The organism is Acinetobacter sp. 1000160 (genome assembly GCF_000588715.1).
GTDB classification, from domain to species: domain Bacteria; phylum Pseudomonadota; class Gammaproteobacteria; order Pseudomonadales; family Moraxellaceae; genus Acinetobacter; species Acinetobacter courvalinii.
Genome location: NZ_JFWP02000009.1, coordinates 37344 through 57722, shown reverse-complemented (window position 1 = coordinate 57722; position 20379 = coordinate 37344). Strand labels below are relative to the sequence as shown.

Annotated in this window: 18 protein-coding genes; 9 read left to right on the top strand and 9 right to left on the bottom strand. The window is 43.3% G+C overall.

The features are described from left to right. Position 1: 1 nt before the first annotated feature. Together J699_RS03180 and ligA are read left to right on the top strand one after the other, a co-directional pair. Positions 2–1012, top strand: a complete 1011-nt coding sequence (locus J699_RS03180) for a cell division protein ZipA C-terminal FtsZ-binding domain-containing protein (protein ID WP_032867993.1) — start codon at positions 2–4, stop codon at positions 1010–1012. Positions 1013–1347: 335 nt separating this feature from the next. Beyond that, positions 1348–3375: an NAD-dependent DNA ligase LigA gene (gene ligA / locus J699_RS03185; protein WP_032867991.1), complete on the top strand. Its 2028-nt coding sequence runs from the start codon at positions 1348–1350 to the stop codon at positions 3373–3375. A 70-nt stretch (positions 3376–3445) separates the two neighbouring features. On the opposite strand, the gene J699_RS03190 is transcribed toward ligA, so the two are convergent. After that, complete coding sequence (locus J699_RS03190) at positions 3446–4501, bottom strand: SDR family oxidoreductase (RefSeq protein WP_032867988.1); 1056 nt, start codon at positions 4499–4501, stop codon at positions 3446–3448. 353 nt (positions 4502–4854) lie between these two features. Here J699_RS03190 and ftn point away from each other — a divergent pair, with 353 nt between their 5' ends. After that, entirely contained in the window at positions 4855–5319 is a 465-nt protein-coding gene (gene ftn, locus J699_RS03195) for a heteropolymeric bacterioferritin subunit Ftn (protein WP_009516307.1), read from the top strand. A gap of 78 nt (positions 5320–5397) precedes the next feature. Here the strand turns inward: ftn and J699_RS03200 are convergent, their stop codons facing one another. The 7 genes from J699_RS03200 to benA all read right to left on the bottom strand — a co-directional run bounded on the left by J699_RS03200 (position 5398) and on the right by benA (position 13559). Then, the gene (locus J699_RS03200; RefSeq protein ID WP_032867986.1) at positions 5398–6666 is read right to left on the bottom strand and encodes an OprD family outer membrane porin; all 1269 of its coding nucleotides are present in this window, start codon (positions 6664–6666) and stop codon (positions 5398–5400) included. 45 nt (positions 6667–6711) lie between these two features. Beyond that, complete coding sequence (locus J699_RS03205; protein WP_032867984.1) at positions 6712–8070, bottom strand: aromatic acid/H+ symport family MFS transporter; 1359 nt, start codon at positions 8068–8070, stop codon at positions 6712–6714. Between the two features lie 461 nt (positions 8071–8531). Next, positions 8532–9725 carry a benzoate/H(+) symporter BenE gene (gene benE / locus J699_RS03210; protein ID WP_032867983.1) on the bottom strand — a complete coding sequence of 398 codons (1194 nt, stop codon included), beginning with the start codon at positions 9723–9725 and terminating at the stop codon, positions 8532–8534. Between the two features lie 56 nt (positions 9726–9781). Continuing rightward, entirely contained in the window at positions 9782–10567 is a 786-nt protein-coding gene (gene benD / locus J699_RS03215; protein ID WP_032867982.1) for a benzoate diol dehydrogenase BenD, read from the bottom strand. A 21-nt stretch (positions 10568–10588) separates the two neighbouring features. Beyond that, on the bottom strand, positions 10589–11605 hold the full coding sequence (gene benC, locus J699_RS03220) for a benzoate 1,2-dioxygenase electron transfer component BenC (RefSeq protein WP_032867981.1): 1017 nt from the start codon (positions 11603–11605) through the stop codon (positions 10589–10591). 74 nt (positions 11606–11679) lie between these two features. Next, positions 11680–12180, bottom strand: a complete 501-nt coding sequence (gene benB, locus J699_RS03225; protein ID WP_032867980.1) for a benzoate 1,2-dioxygenase small subunit — start codon at positions 12178–12180, stop codon at positions 11680–11682. Further along, positions 12177–13559, bottom strand: coding sequence for a benzoate 1,2-dioxygenase large subunit (benA, locus tag J699_RS03230; protein WP_032867979.1), 1383 nt, complete (start codon positions 13557–13559; stop codon positions 12177–12179). The genes benB and benA overlap by 4 nt, the downstream gene beginning before the upstream one ends. 249 nt (positions 13560–13808) lie before the next feature. Between benA and J699_RS03235 the strand changes: the two genes are divergently transcribed. Beyond that, positions 13809–14768, top strand: a complete 960-nt coding sequence (locus J699_RS03235) for a LysR family transcriptional regulator (RefSeq protein ID WP_032867978.1) — start codon at positions 13809–13811, stop codon at positions 14766–14768. 78 nt (positions 14769–14846) lie between these two features. Here the strand turns inward: J699_RS03235 and J699_RS03240 are convergent, their stop codons facing one another. Continuing rightward, positions 14847–15422: a peroxiredoxin gene (locus J699_RS03240; RefSeq protein WP_079281783.1), complete on the bottom strand. Its 576-nt coding sequence runs from the start codon at positions 15420–15422 to the stop codon at positions 14847–14849. Between the two features lie 328 nt (positions 15423–15750). Here J699_RS03240 and J699_RS03245 point away from each other — a divergent pair, with 328 nt between their 5' ends. The 5 genes from J699_RS03245 to bioC all read left to right on the top strand — a co-directional run bounded on the left by J699_RS03245 (position 15751) and on the right by bioC (position 20379). Continuing rightward, positions 15751–16080, top strand: a complete 330-nt coding sequence (locus J699_RS03245) for a DUF6176 family protein (RefSeq protein WP_032867976.1) — start codon at positions 15751–15753, stop codon at positions 16078–16080. A gap of 42 nt (positions 16081–16122) precedes the next feature. Next, positions 16123–16836, top strand: a complete 714-nt coding sequence (locus J699_RS03250) for a hydrolase (protein WP_079281787.1) — start codon at positions 16123–16125, stop codon at positions 16834–16836. A 336-nt stretch (positions 16837–17172) separates the two neighbouring features. Then, a complete protein-coding gene (bioA, locus tag J699_RS03255; RefSeq protein ID WP_032867974.1) occupies positions 17173–18468 on the top strand; it encodes an adenosylmethionine--8-amino-7-oxononanoate transaminase in 1296 nt (431 codons plus the stop codon). Continuing rightward, positions 18455–19609 (top strand): 8-amino-7-oxononanoate synthase, encoded by a 1155-nt coding sequence (locus J699_RS03260; RefSeq protein ID WP_032867972.1) that lies wholly within the window; start codon positions 18455–18457, stop codon positions 19607–19609. Before bioA ends, J699_RS03260 begins: the two co-directional genes overlap by 14 nt. Then, a complete protein-coding gene (gene bioC, locus J699_RS03265) occupies positions 19606–20379 on the top strand; it encodes a malonyl-ACP O-methyltransferase BioC (RefSeq protein ID WP_032867970.1) in 774 nt (257 codons plus the stop codon). Before J699_RS03260 ends, bioC begins: the two co-directional genes overlap by 4 nt.

Below are 20379 nucleotides of genomic sequence, written 5' to 3'. Positions count from 1 at the left end.
TATGGAAATGAATACAATAATAGGCATTGTTATCGCCGTTGTGATTATGCTCGTTGGTTTAATGATGCTGTTTAGAAAACCAAAACCGGTCGAGCCGTCATTAGAAGCGGATTTATATATTAATCCTGAAAGTCAGCAGCCTGTTATTCCTCGTCATGTACGAGATCAAGTTTTACCAGACGAAGTGGTCACCACAACTGAACGTGTTGAACCAAGTCTGAATAAAGACGCGGTTGCGGTAGAGACTCCGGTACAAACAACAGGTGAGACTGCAAATACTGTAGAAAAAACAGAAGCTGTGGTTTCAACAGCAGAAGTCGCTAAAGAAGAAGATGTTGAAGCAGTTGTAGACACTGAAACTGTTCAAAAAGATGAGACCGTGACTGCTGAAGCAGAAACAACAGTCGTCCCTGAAAATGCAGAGACTACAGAGAAAGCTGAGGAAAATAAAACCGAAGCAGAACTCAGCTTGAACCCGAATATTGAAACGGTCGCCATTGAAGAGTTTGATGGCGAAAGTAATATTCTGGATGTGCATTTACACGAACAGCAACGCTATGACGATGAGAGTGCTTTAGCCACCGCAGAGCAGATCATTGCCCTGAATGTTTATCCAAATCCGCGCCGTGCCTTGTCAGGTGATAAAGCACTCAAAGTCTTATTGAAATACGGTTTACGTTTCGGCGAAATGTCGTGTTTCCACCGTTATGAAAATACCGATGAACCAAGTGCCTTGATGTTCTCGGTATTGCGTATGACCGATAATGGCCCAGCGGGTTTTGATCTGGAAACCTTATCTGGTGAACAGGTGCAAGGTCTTGCATTCTTCCTGGCTTTACCAAATAGCAAAGCTGTTACGGGTTATGACATGATGACCAGTATTGCCGGTTTAATTGCGCGTGAAGTGGATGGTAAAGTTTATGATGAAAATAATCTGGAATTTACCCCGCAGTTAAAAGAACATTGGCGTCATCACGTGATTGATTATCGTCCAAATCAGGCGGCAGTTTAATTAGTTGTTTCTTCATAAACTGATTAACATATTTTTAAATTTTAAAAATAAAGAACTTAACGGAGTCATGTTGGGTTCTCATCCTATTTCTGGATAACCTTCGGTTCGACTTACTTTTGTTTCGGCAAAAGTAAGCAAAACCATTGTCATCTGCAAAACCTGTTTACTTCTTTCATCAAAATTCTTTTATTGCAAAAACATTATTTTGCTTAAACCACGCAGGTTGCAGATGACATTTCTGAGTATCATATTTCATGTCTAACTCAGGTTCGATATACTAAATTTAGTAAAAATTATAGGGCGGTTTTTCCGCCCTTTTATATGGTGAAATTTAAATGGAACACAACTCAGTTATTGAGCAAATGCGTCAGTTGATTCAACTGATTGCAAAACATAATCATGCTTATTATGTGATGGATCAGCCTTCCATCTCAGATAGTGAATATGACCATTTATTTCATCAACTGAAAGCACTCGAACAACAATATCCAGACTGTATTCAGGCAGATACCCCAACCAATAAAGTGGGGGGACAAGCCTTATCGAAATTTGAAAGTGTCACCCATGCAGTACCGATGCTGTCATTGGGCAATGTCTTTAATCAGGAAGACCTGTTTGCTTTTGCCCGTCGTATTGATGAACGTTTACCGAATCAGAAAGTCCAGTATGAAGTAGAGCTGAAACTGGATGGTTTAGCGATTTCACTGTGGTATGAAAATGGTGTACTGGTGCGTGGTGTGACTCGTGGCGATGGCGAGACCGGTGAAGACATTACCCAGAATGTTAAGACCATACGGAATCTGCCAAAAGTACTATCAAGTCAGCATCAGGCCATTCCACAGTTTCTTGAGGTTCGTGGTGAAGTATTGATGCCGAAGCAGGGCTTTGAAAAGCTCAATGCCGATCAGGAAGCCAAAGGTGATAAAACCTTTGCCAATCCACGGAATGCTGCAGCAGGTAGCTTAAGACAACTTGATCCGAATATTGCAGCCTCACGCCCATTGGCGTTTTATGCCTATGGGATTGCGCAGTGTCAGCCCAATCATGGTCTTGAAACCATGCACGACAGCCTGCACTGGTTAACCCGATTTGGGTTTGAAATTGCAGAACGTCAATTCCTGTGTGCTTCGATTGAAGAAGTACAACAGCGCTATGAACAGATTCAACAAGAACGCCCAGACCTCAAGGTTGAAATTGACGGTATGGTGATTAAGGTAGACAGCCTTAAACAGCAACAACAACTCGGCTTCCTGAGTCGTGAACCTCGTTGGGCCACGGCTTATAAATTCCCTGCACAGGCCGCACTGACCAAAGTTGAAAATATTGATTGGCAAGTGGGACGTACAGGAACATTGACACCGGTTGCACGTTTAGCACCTGTCTTTGTGGGTGGGGTAACGGTATCGAATGTGACCTTACACAATATTGGTGAAATTCATCGTTTAGATGTGCGCGTTGGCGATACTGTCAGTGTCTACCGTACTGGTGATGTGATTCCGAAGGTCGAGAAAGTCTGGGCAGAGTTTCGTCCTGTTGAAGCAGAAGTTGTACATCTTCCAGAAAATTGTCCAGTCTGTGATTCACCAGTGGTGATGCCGGAAGGTGAGGCCTTGGCTCGTTGTTCGGGTGGTTTATATTGTGCAGCGCAGCGTATCGAGGCGATTCGTCATTTTGTTTCACGTAAAGCACTGGATATTGAAGGTTTAGGCGATCGTTGGGTGGAGTCACTTCTGCATCTCGACCTACTTAAAGATGTGGCTGATATTTATCATTTGCATGAACATCGCGCGACCTTATTGACCATCGAGAAAATGGGTGAGAAATCGGTTCAGAACCTGATTGATGCGATTGAAGCCAGCAAGAAAACCACGTTGGCACGCTTTATTTATGCTCTGGGGATCCGTGGGGTGGGTGAGACCACAGCACGTATGCTGGCGAATACCTTTCAGACGCTTGAGGCTCTGAAATCAGCGGATATTGAAGCACTCAAGAAAACGCCTGATGTGGGGGATATTACTGCAGAATGGATTGCTGATTTCTTTCAGGCACCGCATAACATTGAGGTACTGGATCGTTTAATGGCTGCGGGTATTCATTGGGATGCACCGACTGCACCAACGCGTCAACCGCTGAATGGTGAGAGCTGGGTGGTGACTGGAACGCTGGAAAGCATGGGACGTGATGAAGCGACACAAAAGCTGCAAGCCTTAGGTGCCCGTGTCAGTGGCAGTGTGTCCAGTAAAACCAAATGTGTGGTTGCGGGCGAGAAAGCGGGTAGCAAGCTGGATAAAGCGCAGAAACTGGAAATTCGCGTAATGAATGAACAAGAGTTCTTAGAGTTCTTGCAACAGTATGAAGCATAGATTCTTGATTTAAATTTTGAATCAGTGTGAATTGATAAAAAGGCGGCATCAATGCCGCCTTTTTCTTGTATTAAATATATTTTTTTACAATGCCATCATCCAGCAATTGCTGGAAATGTTCACAGACACTTTCTCGCACATCGCGATATTCAATGCCAAGTTCTTTGACGCTGCGTTGCGCATTAAAATAGATTGGATAACCCATATTCAATTTTACAAATTCACGTGAATGGCCGAGGACTGGCGCAACAAAAGCAAAGGCATTTTTTGGCACAGTAAAATGCGGGAAGGGAAACTTATAGCCAAACTTCTGAGTAAGTGCTTTGCCCATGTCCAATAAACTGAGTGTGCCACCACAAATGATATAACGACCGTGTGCTTCCGGATTCAATGCAGCAGCGACATGGGCATCTGCCACATCACGTACATCAACAATGCCATTCCACATCGGTGGTACACCAAACAAGGTGGTACCATTACCAAACTGTTGCAATACTTCAATACTGCCTGACTGACTGGCATCGGTGAGGGATGGACCCATCACTAACGCTGGGTTAATGCACACCAGATCCCAACGATCTTGCTGTTCTACCATTTCCCAGGCTTTGCGTTCGGCCATGACTTTGGAATAAGGATAAGGCTGATGTGTTTCGCTACTGGTGGTGTTCCAGTGATTTTCATCAAATTCATTATTGGCAGTGTCTTGAATCTCAACTGCATCGCCATAGGTGGAGGCAATACTTGAGGTGAGTACCACACGTTTAACCGATTCAGTGCGATTAACGCTGTTCAAAACATTTTCTGTGCCTTTTACCGCTGGCTCAATAATGTCTTTGACTGCATCTTTATAGTTGGTGACCACGAACGGTGATGCGGTATGAATCACGATTTCACAATCTTTCATTGCTTCATCAAATGAACCTGTTTCAAGCAAATCTGCTTTGAAAAACTGGATGTGCCCGGATGATTGCTCTGCCAGATCATAGAGATGCTGAATCTTGTTTTTCTTTGATGGATCACGCACTGTGGCATGAACCGTATAACCTTGCTTGAGCAGGCGTTCAATAATCCAGCCTGCAATATAACCCGTCGCGCCAGTGACCAAAATCGGCTTACTTTTATCCATTGTGGTTTCCACATTATGTTTTTGTGATTGCTGTTATTTACCGAATTTTGCTTAAACAAACAACAGCTGGGCAGTCATTTTTTAGGCTTTTTTGATCAAAACTTCGGCGAAATAAGAAGCATTGCTAATCGTTACAAAAAATCAAACAAATGATTTTCAATAGAATTATCCATTTTTAAAGCAATAAATGATATGCAAAGGCTTATTTTATTTAGATAAATTCGGCTAACCAGAACTGTAAATGCGTATGTTTCTCATTTTAATTTTATAAAAATCATAAACTTACACACTTTTATTTTTGCAATTCCATTATAACTTGGCCATAATATTGTCATTCGATAGGAGTAAGTATTATGCGTGGCAATCCAGAAGTCATCGACTATTTAAATATGCTCATTGGCGGTGAATTGGCTGCTCGTGATCAATATTTAATTCATTCAAGAATGTACGAAGATTGGGGCCTGAACAAAATCTATGAGCGTATTGACCATGAAATGCAGGAAGAAGCATCTCATGCCGATGCCATTATTCGTCGTGTTCTGTTCCTTGGTGCTCAACCGAATATGAACCGTGAAGACATTAATGTCGGTACGGATGTTGTCAGCTGCTTAAAGGCGGATTTGGCACTTGAATACCATGTCCGTGAAAAACTGGCAGTGGGTATTAAACTGTGTGAAGATAAAGGCGATTACATTAGCCGTGATATGTTGCGTCAGCAGCTTTCTGATACAGAAGAAGATCATACCTACTGGTTAGAAAAGCAATTACGTTTAATTGAATTGATCGGTTTGCAGAATTATATTCAGTCACAAATCTAATTGAGCCGTTTGAATGTGTGCTGCAAAAGAGAACTTCATCTGAAGTTCTCTTTTTTTTGTAAGGAAGAAATATAAGACTTAGAATTTTTTACTATAGTTCACAAATAAGCGGTCTTCACCAAAGTCATTGCCATGTTTGACATCATAGTCGATGCGGATGTACTGCAAAGCAAAGCCTTTGAGATACGGCTGTTGAAAGGCATAATTCACAATAAGATTGGACTCGGTCTCATGGTTTTTCTCACCATTGGTTGCCTTAAAGTCATGTCCATAAACATATTTCACCATCGCATTCAGCCCAGGCATATAGTCCTTAAAATCATAGCCATACATCAGGTGATATGACTTTTCATTCTTTTTGAAGAAACCTGTGGCATTCCAGTTGATAAAATAGGTTTCAGGCAGGAAGCCGTCAGGTAAAGGATAAGCAGACTCCCCGATAATCTGTTGATAGCCCAAACCAAAAGACTGATTATTTAGTTTTAGCATTTCCAGAACACCAATATTTTGCGCATCAATATTAAAGTTGCTACCGTCATTTTTGGCATTGAAATATTTAAACTTGGAATTCAGGCTGAAGTTCGGTTGTTTCCATATATGGTCTAGCCCAAGGTAGTGTTTATTGTAGAGGTCTTCTAAATTACCAAAGTAGTATTCGGCCTTTAATGAAGGTGTCAGTTGATAACGCAGATCCAGATAATTTAAGCCGTCAGAATATTCAGTTTTGCCATTGGCGGTAAAAGAAAATTTACGAAAATCTTCTTCATTGCGGGGGGAGACTTTGGTGACTCGGCCTATTTCGGCATAGAGCTGATCAGAGAGCTGTGACTTTAAATTGGTGCCCCAATAGGAAGCCAATAACTGGCGACTGGCATCTACTGCCGTTACAGGCAAATCCAGCCAGAGTTCACCGACACTGAGCAGAGTCTTGTCATAGCCCAGTTTCAGGGTCGCACCATATTTTAAATAATCAGAGGCTTGTGATTGGGTTTGGGTGTCAAAGGGTAACACCGTATCCGCCACATGCTTATCCTTGCTTAAACGGACTGCATATTGTACCGAAGCATCCGCCCCAATGGTGATCGCTTTGTCTGCGATTTGCAGTGGCGTATCCTGCATATTGGATTTGTAGAATAAAGACGCCGCTTGTGACCAGCTTCCCGTATCTTTCAGGCGTGGGTTGTCATAGTCGCGATTGATATAGGCATTTTTCAGGGTAAATTTCCATTCATCCTGAGTAGGCTGAGTCATCTCGGCAGCAAAAACCATTGGGCAAGCCAAGCCGCCCATTGTCAATAAGGTTGCAACCGTTAAGTGCGAAGGGGAAAAGTGCTGTAATAATTTCATAATCCATATCCGAAGTCAGTGCACCCGTCCTCGGTGCACGGGGTTTTATTGCTGAGTCAATGAAGGTTGGGAGTTAAAGCGGGTCGCGGGTTGCGCTGCAACAGAGACTTTTAAGTTCACCAGAAAGATGGCGAGTGCTGCGATAATGCCGGGAATCGCGATGGCAAGAAAATTCATCTGATGGGGCAGTTCAAAGGTCAGTAAAGCACCCGTTAACACAGGACCGATGATGGCACCAATTCGACCAATGCCTGAGGCCCAACCCATACCGGTTGAACGTACTGCGGTAGGGTAGAATTGGGCCACAAAGGTATAGAGCAAAATTTGTGAGCCAATCGTGGCTGCACCAGCAATTGCAATCAGGCTATACAAGATAAATTGTGGGCTATTGAAACCCAGTAACATCAGGGCAGCAGCACCGATCACAAACATGCTGGTAATTACAGGTTTTAAGTGGAATTTATCTGCTAATGCGCCCCCGCCAATTGCACCGACCATGCCGCCAATATTCAGTGCAAACAGGAACAGCATACTGGCACCTAGAGAATAGCCCGCCTGTAGCATCAGTTTTGGTAACCAGCTACCCAACGCATAGACCATTAACAGACACATAAAGAAGGCAATCCAGAACATAAAGGTGCTAAAGCTACGACCTTGCTGGAATAAGGCACGGACAGGGGCATCAGTGCTGGTACTTTCATTTAGAACCAGCGCTGAGTTGTGGGTTAATTCAGTTTCAGGTGCGATTTTAGTGACAATCATTTTAGCTTGCTCGTGATGGTTCGATTTCACTAAAAATGCGAGAGATTCAGGCAGGAATTTCCAGATCACAGGTAACAGTAACAGGGGAATACCTGCAATTAAAAACATGATCTGCCAGCCCATGTCTTTGACTAACCATGCACCGAGTAAGGCAGAACTCATCCCGCCAATGGCATAGCCACTAAACATCAGTGCAACCAAAGTACTGCGGATTTTTTTCGGCGCATATTCGGTCATCAATGCGACAACGTTTGGCATCACACCACCAATGCCAAGTCCCGCGATAAATCGTAAAATGGCAAATTCAGTGGGGCTTTTCGCAAAAGCACCTAAGAAGGTAAAGCCACTAAATAAAGTGACGCAGATCAGAATGGTTCTTTTACGGCCCAGTTTGTCTGAGAGTGTGCCAAAAATCATGGCACCAAACATCATTCCGAACAACGCTGCACTGGCAAGTAATCCTGCTTGCACGGCAGTCAGTGACCATTGCTGCATCAGCAGGGGTAAGGCGACGCCGTAAATAACCAGATCATAACCGTCAAAAATAATAATGATCAGGCACCAGATTAAAACCTTCCAGTGAAATGCCGTAAAACGGGCTTTATCAATAATGTCATTAATATTGACCTTGTTTGTATCCATTGCTTCACCTCCGATTTGTGAAGTACAGGTTATTTTTTATTAAACTATTTTGTTATCGGAGCAGAGTCAAAAACCTAATTGATATATCTTTATGTCTTTAAAGTATTGTGGTTTTTATTGTTTAAATATTTGAAAAATAATGTTTTTAATTTATGTTTTTATGCTGCGGTATAAAAGGCTGAATTAGTGTTAAATATTGAAATACGAGAATACTGGTCATTTTAAAGTGGTGTTTTTAAATATTTTTGGATGAATAATCATAAGTGAATAAATAAGGTTTTTATTCAATGGTCGGGTTATTTTATCAAGCGTTAAAATACTGGATGAAATTCATTTTGTCTTCGGATTAATTCTTTTTGAGTTTAGCTTTTTAAATGCAAAAATCCAGAAAACGTCTAGCAAGAGCTGAGTTTTCTGGAAAAATAGAGCGTATGATTTAGAAAAGAAGTGTAATTTTGTTATTAAGTCGAAGCTGCATGCTTGCTTGGCGTGAGAATCAGATGCGCAATTACCCCGATACAAATCCCCCAGAAGACTGAACTTAAGCCTAGAAAATGCATGCCAGAAGCGGTTGCCAGAAAAGTAATCAGTGCAGCATCACGGTGTTGAGGATTCTGCATGGCAGCGGTGATATTGGTTGCAATTGCGCCGAGTAAGGCGAGACCAGCCAAAGCCGCAACCAGCTCTTTAGGCAGCAAACTAAACAGCATCACAAGACTGCCTGCAAACAGTCCGCCGAGAATATAAAAAATCCCGTTGGCAATCCCTGCGATATAGCGTTTTTCTTTCAGTTCATGTGCATCTTTGCCCATACACAAGGCCGCTGTAATCGAAGCGAGGACGATGGTAATTCCACCAACACAAGCCACAGCAAGAGAGGCAATACTGGTAGCACTGATAATGGGTTTGGCAGGCGTGTCATAGCCACTCAGTTTCATGATCGCCATACCTGGTAAAAACTGGCCGGTTAGACTGACTAAAATGAGAGGAACAGCGAGGTTGAGTGTTGAGTTCCATGTCCATTCTGGGCTAATCCACTGTGGAATAGCTAAACTAAAACTCACATCAACCGGATTCATTTTGCCTAAAATGAGACTTAATAAAACTCCAGCAGCTAACACCCAAATCATGGTGTAACGCGGCATCAGCCTTTTAGCGCCCAAGAACACAATCAACATGCTAAACACAATCAGCGGCATATGATCTGAAGCCGTAAACAGATTGATGCCAAACTGGAACAGGATTCCCGCCATCATCCCTGCAGCAACATCTTGCGGAATCCATTTCAGTAGTTTGTCGAAACAGCCTGTAATCCCAATGAGAAAAATCACGATGGCGGAGGTGATATAGGCAGCAACCGCTTCATTCAGTGAAATGTCAGGAAATAGCGTCACCAATAAAGCGGTTCCGGGCGCAGACCAAGCAGTAATGACGGGAGTTTTATATTTAATCGAGAGATAAATCCCTGCAACAGCTGCACCGATGGAAATGCCCCAAATCCATGACACCATCATCTCGGTTGAGACATGGGCACGTTGCGCCGCCTGAAAGAAAATAATGAGTGGTCCTGAATAGGAAATCAGAACCGCAAGAAAACCAGCAACCGTCGCTGAAATGGACCAATCTTGTTTTAATGTTTTGAGTAAAGTTGTCATTGGGTGATGGCCTCCATGCACATACGGTACTTTATCTAAAATGCAAAAGATCAGGATTAACCCTGATCTCCACCTCCCACGGGGATGACGCTGCCGGTGATATAAGAGGCATCATCGGAGGCAACGAAGACAATGGCTTTGACCTGTTCCTCAATACTGCCATAACGGCCCATGAAGGTGCGATCTATGGTTTGATCCACCACTTGTTGCATCCAGTCTTTTTCATTTTGACTGAGTGGATTGCTATTGCGCGGTACTTTACGTGGTGGGGCTTTGGTGCCACCTGTAGCGATGGCATTGACGCGAATTCCATCTCTGGCATGTTCAAAGGCCAGCGACGCTGTCAGTGCATTGACGCCACCTTTGGCGGCAGAGTAGGGAATTCTGTTAATCCCGCGAGTCGCAATCGATGAAACATTGACAATCACCCCCGCCTGTTGCTGAATCATTGCAGGCAAGACCGCTCGGCAGCACCATAACGTTGGAAACAATGAGCGATTCACTTCCTTGATAATTTCCTGTTCGGAGAATTCCTGAAAAGGTTTCATCCAGATTGCACCACCGACATTGTTGATCAGCACATCGACCCGACCAAAATGTTGAATAGCTTTGGCAACCACAGTTTGTGCACCTGCAAAGCTTTCCAGATCGGCTTGAACCGTAATGGCCTCAGTACCTAAGGCTTTGACTTCGGTCAGTACCTCCTGCACATAATCGGAAAGGTCGGCCAGAACCAGTTGCGCACCTTCCACCGCCAGTTGTAGTGCCACCCCACGGCCAATGCCCTGAGCACTACCTGTGACAATCACCACTTTATCGCTAAATCTTTGCAGGTTTGACATGGATAACTTTCTCACCTTGAATTAGTTTGCTGAGAATTTCTCAAACAGGAAGTTGGCAGGTTTGATCTGTTCAGCATCTAACCAGCCACGGACAGCTTCGACCATCGGGACAGGACCGCACAGATAAATATCGACATCGCCGCTATTGAGCCATTCAGATTCAATATGGCCTGTGACATAGCCTTTACGCGCATGTTGACTGTCAGGATTTGCCACCACCGTTCGATATTCGAACCATGGAAATTTCGCCTGCAACTGATTCAGTTTTTCTAAAGCCACCAGATCAAAGTCGTTGGTCACGCCAAACACTAAACGTACAGGTTGGGTAGAACCTTTTTCTTCCAGCACCTGTAGCATCGAGATAAAAGGCGCAATACCGGTACCACCTGCCAGCATCAGCACAGGTCGCGTTACATTGCGTAGATAAAAGCTACCGAAAGGACCGGTAAAGGTCATTTTATCGCCCGCTTGTGCGGTCTTGCTTAAGAAGTCGCTCATTTTGCCATTTGGGACATTACGCACCACAAAGCCCGTTAAGCGGTTGCCCGGTTTTGAGCTAAATGAATATGAACGGGTTTCACCTGTTTCAGGTATTGCGACATTGACATACTGTCCTGCAAGGAAATGAATATCGGGTTGACCTTCATCCAGCTGGATATCAAAAGTTATGGTCGAGTCTGATAGATTCTCAACACGTGCCAATGTGCCTTGGAAAGCATGAATTTCAGTTTTGCAGACATCAGATGACGCCTGAATTTGGAATACAGCATCTGAGCTTGGGCGGCATTGGCACGCCAGAATATAGCCTTGCTCTGCTTCTTCTGGGGTGAGGGCATCTTCGATATAACTTTCTTCCGGCATGTCATAACTGCCAGATTCGCAGAATGCACGGCAAGTACCACAGGCACCATCACGGCAATCCAACGGGATATTAATTTTTTGGCGATAGGCTGCATCGGACAGGGTTTCACCTTGAGCGACACTGATAAAACGTGTCACACCATCTTCAAATTGAAGTGCGATATTGTGGTTTGACATGGCATGTATCCTACAAAAATATATGAAACTTTTATCCTCAGCCAACGGTTCGTTTGGCTGAGGAGAGCTATTTTTTACAGGTGGTAGATATCAATCACTTGATTGATATAGTCATTTTTCAAAACCACATACTTGCTCAAGATTTTGGGCTGATCACCGGAACAATCGATCACATAACGTGACATGCCAAAGTAGCTATAGGTGGTTTTGTAGCGGAAGCTCAAGGTATTCCAGTTGAAGCGAACGGTGACTTTATCCCCGTCGCGCTCTACGATTTCAACATTGGCAATATTGTGGCAAGTACGGGTATCAGGCATGGTGGCAGAAGAGCGTTCGGTCTTGATCCGGAACACACGGTCTTCCAGTCCCTGACGATCCGGGTAATAAATCAGGGAAATTTCAGACTGTGGATCCTGCGTGAGCTGGTCATTGTCATCCCATGCCGGCATCCAGAAACTGGCTTCAGGCGCATAGCAGTTGAGCCAGTCATTCCATTGTTCATCATCTAAAAAGCGAGCTTCACGATAGAGAAACTGAGCAATATTTTCTAAAGTTAGATTGTCTTGGGCACTCATACTGTTTCTCCCTGATCAGCAATTTGTTTCTCTGATGCAATCGCATGTTTCATGGTTTTTAACCAATATTGATGTTGGGCAAGATAAAGTCCTTCATCTTCGGTTTTAATCCCACTGAGCATGGGTTTTAAACCAATTTCATTGGCAGCCTCATCAGGACCATAAATCCAGTGCTTGGAACCACGGCACATGTCGTTCCATTCCAGTGCGATGCCTGCATAACCGGCCTGACAGGCACGGAATTCTTCTAGATCATCGGGAGTGGCCATGCCTGAGGCATTGAAGAAATCTTCGTATTGACGAATACGACGCGCACGTGCCTCCGGGGCTTCACCTTTTGGCGCAATACAGTAAATCGTGACCTCAGTGCGATCGACTGAAATAGGACGTAACACCCGAATTTGCGAACCGAACTGATCCATTAAATATACGTTTGGATACAGGCAGAGATTACGCGAGCGTTCGATCATCCATTTCGACATGGCTGCACCGTATTTCTCGGTATATTCATCTGCTTTCGGGAAATTTGGACGGTCTTCTGGATTGGCCCATTGTGTCCAAAGCAGCATGTGTCCATTTTCAAAACCATAAGAACCACCACCTTGTTTGCCCCAAGAACCCGCGCTCATGGCCCGAATATTATCGGCAGCTTGGGTCTCTTTACGGTGTTGTGTGGTGGCAGCATAGTTCCAGTGCACTGCTGATACATGATAACCATCAGCCCCATTTTCAGCAGTCAGTTTCCAGTTCCCTTCATAGGTATAAGAGGAGGTGCCACGTAGTACTTCTAAACCATGCTCGGATTGATCAACAATCATGTCGATGATTTTGCTGGTTTCACCCAAAAACTCTTCAAGTGAAGGTACATCTGGATTGAGGCTGCCGAACAAGAAACCTTTGTAGTTTTCAAAACGGGCGACTTTTTTCAGATCATGTGAACCGTCTTGGTTAAAGCAATCCGAATAACCTGCTTCACTGGGGTCTTTCACTTTGAGGAGTTTGCCTGAGTTGTTAAAGGTCCAACCGTGGAAAGGGCAGGTATAGGTGGCTTTGTTACCGCGCTTATGGCGGCAAAGTTGAGCACCACGATGGGAACAGGCATTGATCATGGCATTCAGTTCGCCGTTACGGTTGCGGGCGATGATGACAGGTTGACGACCAATGTGGGTGGTGTAGAAATCGTTGTTATTGGGAATTTGGCTTTCATGGGCCAGATACACCCAATTGCCTTCGAAAATGTATTTCATTTCAAGGTCAAATAGGGCTTGATCGGTAAACACTGAACGATGAAGTTTAAATTCACCGGTGTCGATATTATCGACCAGTAATTCATCAATGCGGTCAAGATGGCTGGTATTGATTACAGGAATACGTGGCATGTCCGTTCTCCGACTTTCCAAAACTGTGGAAGTCATCGAGTTGCGCTTAAAGCGTCTCGATATCCTAATAAGTTGAATGTGGCGAGTATGGTGGCTTGAACCGATAAGGATGAATGTGGGCAGCTGGAATCTAGCGGAAGCGATTCATAACTTCATCGGTTTATCTCTTGTCTATACCTTAAAAGAATGAGTAAACTCTGTCTAAGACTGAATTTATATTTTTATATATCTTAAAGGTATGGAAACCTCATGGAATTACGTCATTTACGGTATTTTGTTGCGGTCGTTGAAGAGCAGAGCTTCACCAAAGCTGCAGAAAAACTATTTATTGCTCAACCTCCTTTGAGCCGGCAGATTCAAAATCTGGAAAGTGAGTTGGGTATTCAACTGTTCGAGCGCGGTAGTCGACCTCTACAAACTACACCTGCCGGACATTTCTTTTATCAGCATGCGATTAAACTTTTGTCTAATGCTGAAGAAATTAAAAGTATGGCGAAACGGATTGGACTGATTGAACGCAGTGTCACCATTGGTTTTGTCGGATCGTTGCTATATGGCCTATTGCCACGGATCATTTATTTATTCAGGCAACAGCAGCCGCATCTTAATATTCAACTGGTGGAAATGAGCACCACAGAACAAGTGCAAGCCTTAAAAGAAGGTCGCATTGATGTGGGCTTTGGTCGCTTAAGAATTAGTGACCCTGCGGTTAGGCGAATTTTATTGCGCAAGGAACGTCTGATGGTGGCGGCGCATACCAGCCATCCGATTGCGCAGCGGACGGAAGGAGTCTATCTGGCTGATCTGATTGATGAAAAGATGTTTATGTATCCCACATCTCCAAAACCTAATTTTTCGACTCAACTGCTGAATATTTTTGCCGAGCATAGCCTGGTTCCCAAAAATATGCATGAGATACGGGAAATCCAGCTGGCTTTAGGTCTCGTGGCGGCAGGTGAAGGTTTGTGTGTGATTCCTGCCAGTGCGGATACCATTCGTTTTCCCCATCTCAATTACATTCCAATTCTGGACAATGGAGCCGTCAGCCCCATCTTTCTGACCGCACGGGCAATGGATCGTAGTGAAGACCTACAGCTGTTATTTGATTGTGTTTATCAGGTCTATGATCTGGAAGGTATTCCTTATCAGCGCACTGTATTTACACTGGATCAGAATCCGATTGATGATTCCAATGGCATTGATTTTTAAGTAAGTATAAAAATGCCTAGACTTCAAATAGCTAGGCATATTATTACTCATTAAGATGACTCAGAATCTTCAAAGCGATTATTTGCTTTGTAAGGTTTTTAAATCCTTTAACACTTGATCAGCATGAGTTTGTGTATTCACGCTGGTGTAGTGATACATCACCGCGCCTTGAGGATTAATCAAAAAACTCTCGCGTTTGGCAATTTTAGTAATACCCAGGTTTCGAACGATGCCAAATTTAGTTGCCAGTTCACCCTGATCATCAGCAAGAATCGGGAAAGGCAGGCCGAGTTTTTCCGAGAATTTTTGATGTGAGGCAACATCATCCAGACTGACACCCAGCACCACAGCATTTGCTTTGGTAAATTGAGGATAGAGTGATTTAAATTGATTGGCTTCTTGGGTACAACCCGCCGTATTATCTTTTGGATAGAAATAGAGCACCACCCATTTGCCTTTATATTGGCTCAATGTATGCCATTTCCCACTCTGGTCTTGCAGTTTGAAATCCGGTGCGGATTTTCCAACCCATTCTTTTTGTGCAGTATCTTGTTTCGAAAATAAGGTACTTTGTGCGCTACTGAGCATCGGTGCGCTGAGTAAAAAAAGTGAGCTACATATAACGAGAACTTTGGACTTTATCGTATTCATCATGTTGATCTCAAAGTGTAATAGCAGCTACTTTAGCAAATTTAGAGATTGGATGGGGTAGAAAATTCTTTACAGGATTTTGATCTGCTTTATATATTTCAATTGAATCATAGAGCGCTTTTAAAAGCCGAGAAATGATGAATGTTGAAAGTCATTTCTCCTTTGGGGAGGAGGGCTGCAAGTCAGCAATAGGATGAGTGGGACTCTTCATATAAATCCTCTCCCTAGCCCTCTCCTTTAAAAAGGAGAGGGAACTTTCATTGAGAATTTAATACAGCTCAAAAAATGATTTATACAAAAAATTCTAATGATTTGAAAAAAGAGAAAATTAATGGAGGTTGGTGCAGTCCTGATTAAATTAAAAGCCAATAGCATGGCCGATGTCGAAGTCTGGCAACGTGAAATTCAACAACGTAAAGCCGAAGCGATTCAAACGCTGCAAGCTGAAGGAGTAACCGTTGAATCTTGGTTTCAACTTGAACTGAATGGCGATGATTATTTACTCGCCTATATGCGTGCCAAAGATATTGCGCATGCACAACAGGTAGCAAGAAACAGTACCTTTGAGATTGATCAAGTTCATCGACAGTTTAAGCAGCATTGGGAGCAGGTGATTCCAGCGCAGCTTTTGGTAGATTTGGAAAATAATGAGCAGTATTAATCGCGGTATACTGCGTTGAAGTTTTTGGAATTGGGCAAGCGCGTGACCTATAAGATTTTACTCATCACCGGCTGGGGTGGTGGTGCCGAATTATTACAACCCTTACATGAGGCTTTAGAACAAAAGGGACATCGCGTTGAGCGAATCAATATCTTTAATGCGCTGGATGAGGATATTTTACAACAGCAGGTCGAACATGCAGTGAAGTTCGATGTGATTGTTGGGTGGTCGCTTGGCGGACAACTGGCGACTTTACTGGTCGATCAGATCTGGAAAAAATATGCTGAGCAGAAAGTTTTAATTACTTTAGCGTCAAATCCATGTTTTGTAGCACAAGCAGATTGGAGCACTGCTATGCCTGTGGAAACCTTTATGCAGTTCAAAAAGTCATTTGAACAGGATGCGATTAGTACTTTAAAGCGGTTTGGCTTGTTGGTCTGTCAAGGTGCAAATTCTGCAAAGAAAGATTTCGTAGCCATGCAGAAATTGATTCGTTCGCAACCGATTGCCTTGCTTCGGCAGGGATTACAGTTACTGGAGCAATTGAACTTGGTTGAATTGTATAAAAATTATCAAGGTAAGCAGTTGCATGTCTTTGCAGAGCATGATGCTTTAGTTCCTTACCAAGTTGTGCTAAAAATTAAAGATTTGACTGCAAAGAATCTATCTGTTGTTTCGATTGATGACGCTTCGCATGGTTTTCCGTGCTTTATGGTGGAGCAGACTGTGCAAATAATTGAAGATTTTATTCAGTAGACGGTTTAATCTTGCTTGAATTGAAAGTTCTCGCAATATATTTTAGATTTTGACAAGTTTAAGATAAAACCTATTTTATAGATCTAACGGAATCGTGCCGAGTACTCATCCATTTTCAGGATATGCCTTCGGCGACCTACTTTTTTTTCGGGAAAAGTAGGCAAAACCATTTGTCATCTGCAAAACCTGTTCACTTCTTTCATTTTTTCTTTTGATCAAGTGTACGAAGCCTTGTATTTTATTTATACCACGCAGGTTGCAGATGACATTTCCGAGTATCGAAAAGTGTGATCAGGCAAATGGTAAATTTTGAAACAGCAGCAAATGAGGTAAAGGATGACCGATTTATTTGATTTAGAACATATATGGCATCCCTATACTTCGATGTTAAATCCACTGCCAACTTTTAAAGTCAAACGTGCCTATGGTGCAACCATTGAACTGGAAGATGGTCGAACTTTGGTAGATGGCATGTCGTCATGGTGGTGTGCGATTCATGGTTATAACCATCCCGAACTGAACAAGGCCGTTGCTGATCAATTGCAGAACATGGCACATATTATGTTTGGCGGTTTGACTCATGAACCGGCGATTGAATTAGGTAAACTCTTATTAAAAATTACGCCACCGTGCTTGGATAAGATTTTCTACGCAGATTCAGGTTCTGTTGCTGTAGAAGTGGCCTTAAAAATGGCCGTGCAATATTGGACTGCATTAAACAAATCAGAGAAAACCAATTTTATTACCACGCGCTCTGGCTACCATGGTGATACCTGGAATGCAATGTCGGTGTGTGATCCGGTCACGGGAATGCATCAGATTTTTGGTACCAGTTTACCCAATCGAATTTTTGTACCCGCGCCACAAAGTCGCTTCGATGCAGAATGGGACCCGCAAGACATCCTGGAACTTAAACAACAGATTGAGCAGCATCATCACAGTATTGCAGCCCTCATTATCGAGCCAATTGTACAAGGTGCAGGCGGCATGCGTTTTTATCATCCTGAATATTTACGTCAGGCCAAAGCGTTGTGTGAGCAATACAATCTATTGTTAATCTTTGATGAAATTGCCACGGGATTTGGGCGCACAGGTAAAATGTTTGCGTGGGAACACGCACAGGTGGAACCCGATATCATGTGTATGGGTAAGGGCTTAACAGGCGGTTATATGACCCTGTCTGCGACCTTAACCAGCAAACAAGTGGCTGAAACCATTAGTCGAGGGGAAGCAGGCGTATTTATGCATGGGCCAACCTTTATGGCGAATCCATTGGCGTGTGCAGTTGCTTTAAGAAGTACTCAATTATTGCTGGAACAGGATTGGCAAGCCAATATTCAACGGATTGAAAAGATTTTGGCTGAACAATTAACCGATTTAGCTCAGCTCGACCATGTTGCGGATGTACGGGTTTTAGGGGCGATTGGTGTGGTTGAATTAACATCTAATGTCGACATGAAAATCTTACAGCAACAGTTTGTGCAGCGTGGTATCTGGGTACGACCATTTGGGAAATTGGTGTATGTGATGCCGCCGTATGTAATTAGTGATGATGAACTCCATTATTTATTAGCACAGATGAGTGAGGTGGTGAAAAATATGCAAGGAGCAAATAGCAATGTCCTTGCTTGATCATTATGCCGAGCAGCTTGAGCAACTCAAACAGCAAGGTAATTTCCGCCAATTCACTTCAAATGAGCAATCTGGACGATGGATTACCATTCAAGATCGAACCATGTTGAATCTGGCATCCAATGATTATTTAGGCTTGGCCGCTGATTTAAATTTAAGAGAAGAATTTCTTGATACGCTGAAAATCGAACGAGCGCTTTTTAGTTCATCTTCTTCACGCTTACTGACGGGTAATTTTGCGGAATATGAACAGTTTGAAAATAGCCTAAGCAAAGCCTTTGGCCGTGCGGCCTTACTTTTTAATAGTGGCTATCACATGAATATCGGTATTTTGCCAGCCTTAGCTGACAGTAAGACCGTGATTCTGGCCGATAAACTGGTGCATGCCAGTATGATTGATGGCATTCGATTATCAACTGCTCTATATGTACGTTATCGTCATAATGATTTGCAGCATCTGGAACAGTTATTGCAAAAGTATCATCAAGATGAGCAAATTGAACGCATTATTGTGGTGACCGAAAGTATTTTTAGTATGGATGGCGACGAGACGGATTTAGCTGCATTGGCGCAGTTAAAACAGCGTTATGTCAAAACCATGTTGTATGTCGATGAAGCACATGCGATTGGCGTCAGGGGTGAGCAAGGTCTGGGTTGTGCTGAACAATATGGCGTATTGGATCAGATTGACTTCTTGGTTGGAACCTTTGGTAAAGCAATTGCCTCGGTAGGCGGCTATATCATTTGTGATTCAATCATCCGGGATTATCTGATCAATAAAATGCGCCCACTGATTTTTAGTACTGCGTTACCGCCGATTTCGATGGCATGGTCAGATTTCATGTTTAATAAAGTATTGAGCATGCAGGCACAGCGTCAGCACTTGGCTGAGATCAGTCAATATTTACAACAGGCGGTGATCGCAAAAGGTTTCTCTAGTCCTTCCAGCAGTCATATCATTCCGATTATCGTGGGTGAAAGTCAGGCTGCGATTGAAAAAGCGCGTCATGTACAACAACAGGGTTTTTATGCCATGCCGGTACGCCCGCCAACAGTGCCACAGAATAGTTCACGCCTACGAATTTCTTTAACCTCTTTGGTGCAAAAAAACGAATTGGAGCAATTGGTGGAGTGTTTGTGAGCATCAATAAAGCATTGGTTGCACGACGTTTTGCCAAAGCAGGGCAAAGCTATGTCGAGCATGCTGTGGTACAGAAACAGATTAGTGCGCAATTATTTGAATATCTGAAAGCATATTATCCACACAACTTGGACTCAGTTCTTGAGATTGGTTGTGGTTCGGGTAATCTCACTCATTTGTTTCAGCCCTATTTTCAGGTTAAACAGCTGTTTTTAAACGATTTATATGGCGATGTAGAGCAGCATTTTTCAAGCGTCGACAAGATTAATTGGTTGATCGGTGATATTGAGCAACTGATGTTACCGCAATGTTTGGATGCAGTGATTTCCAGTTCTGCTTTGCAATGGATGATGGACCTGCCCGCGTTATTGCAACGGATTCATGGGGCGTTAAACCCTCATGGATATTTCGGCTTTTCTACCTTTGGTCCTGATAATCTCACTGAAATTAAGCAACTGACAGGACAGGGTTTAAATTATATCGATCGTGATGTGCTGCAACAGCAGTTGCAAAAGCAAGGCTTTGACGTGCTATTCATCGCGCAAGAACTGAAGCAGGTTTATTTTGATCATCCCAAATCGGTATTGCAGCATTTGAAAGCGACAGGGGTAACCGCAACAGCAAAATCACATCGCTGGACCAAGCAATCCTTGCAGAAGTTTTATGCAGATTATCAACAGTTTTATGATGAGCAGGGTTTCCGCCTGACTTATCATCCGATTTATGTGATTGCACGGAGAGCGAAATCCTTATCGTTGGGTGATGAATAG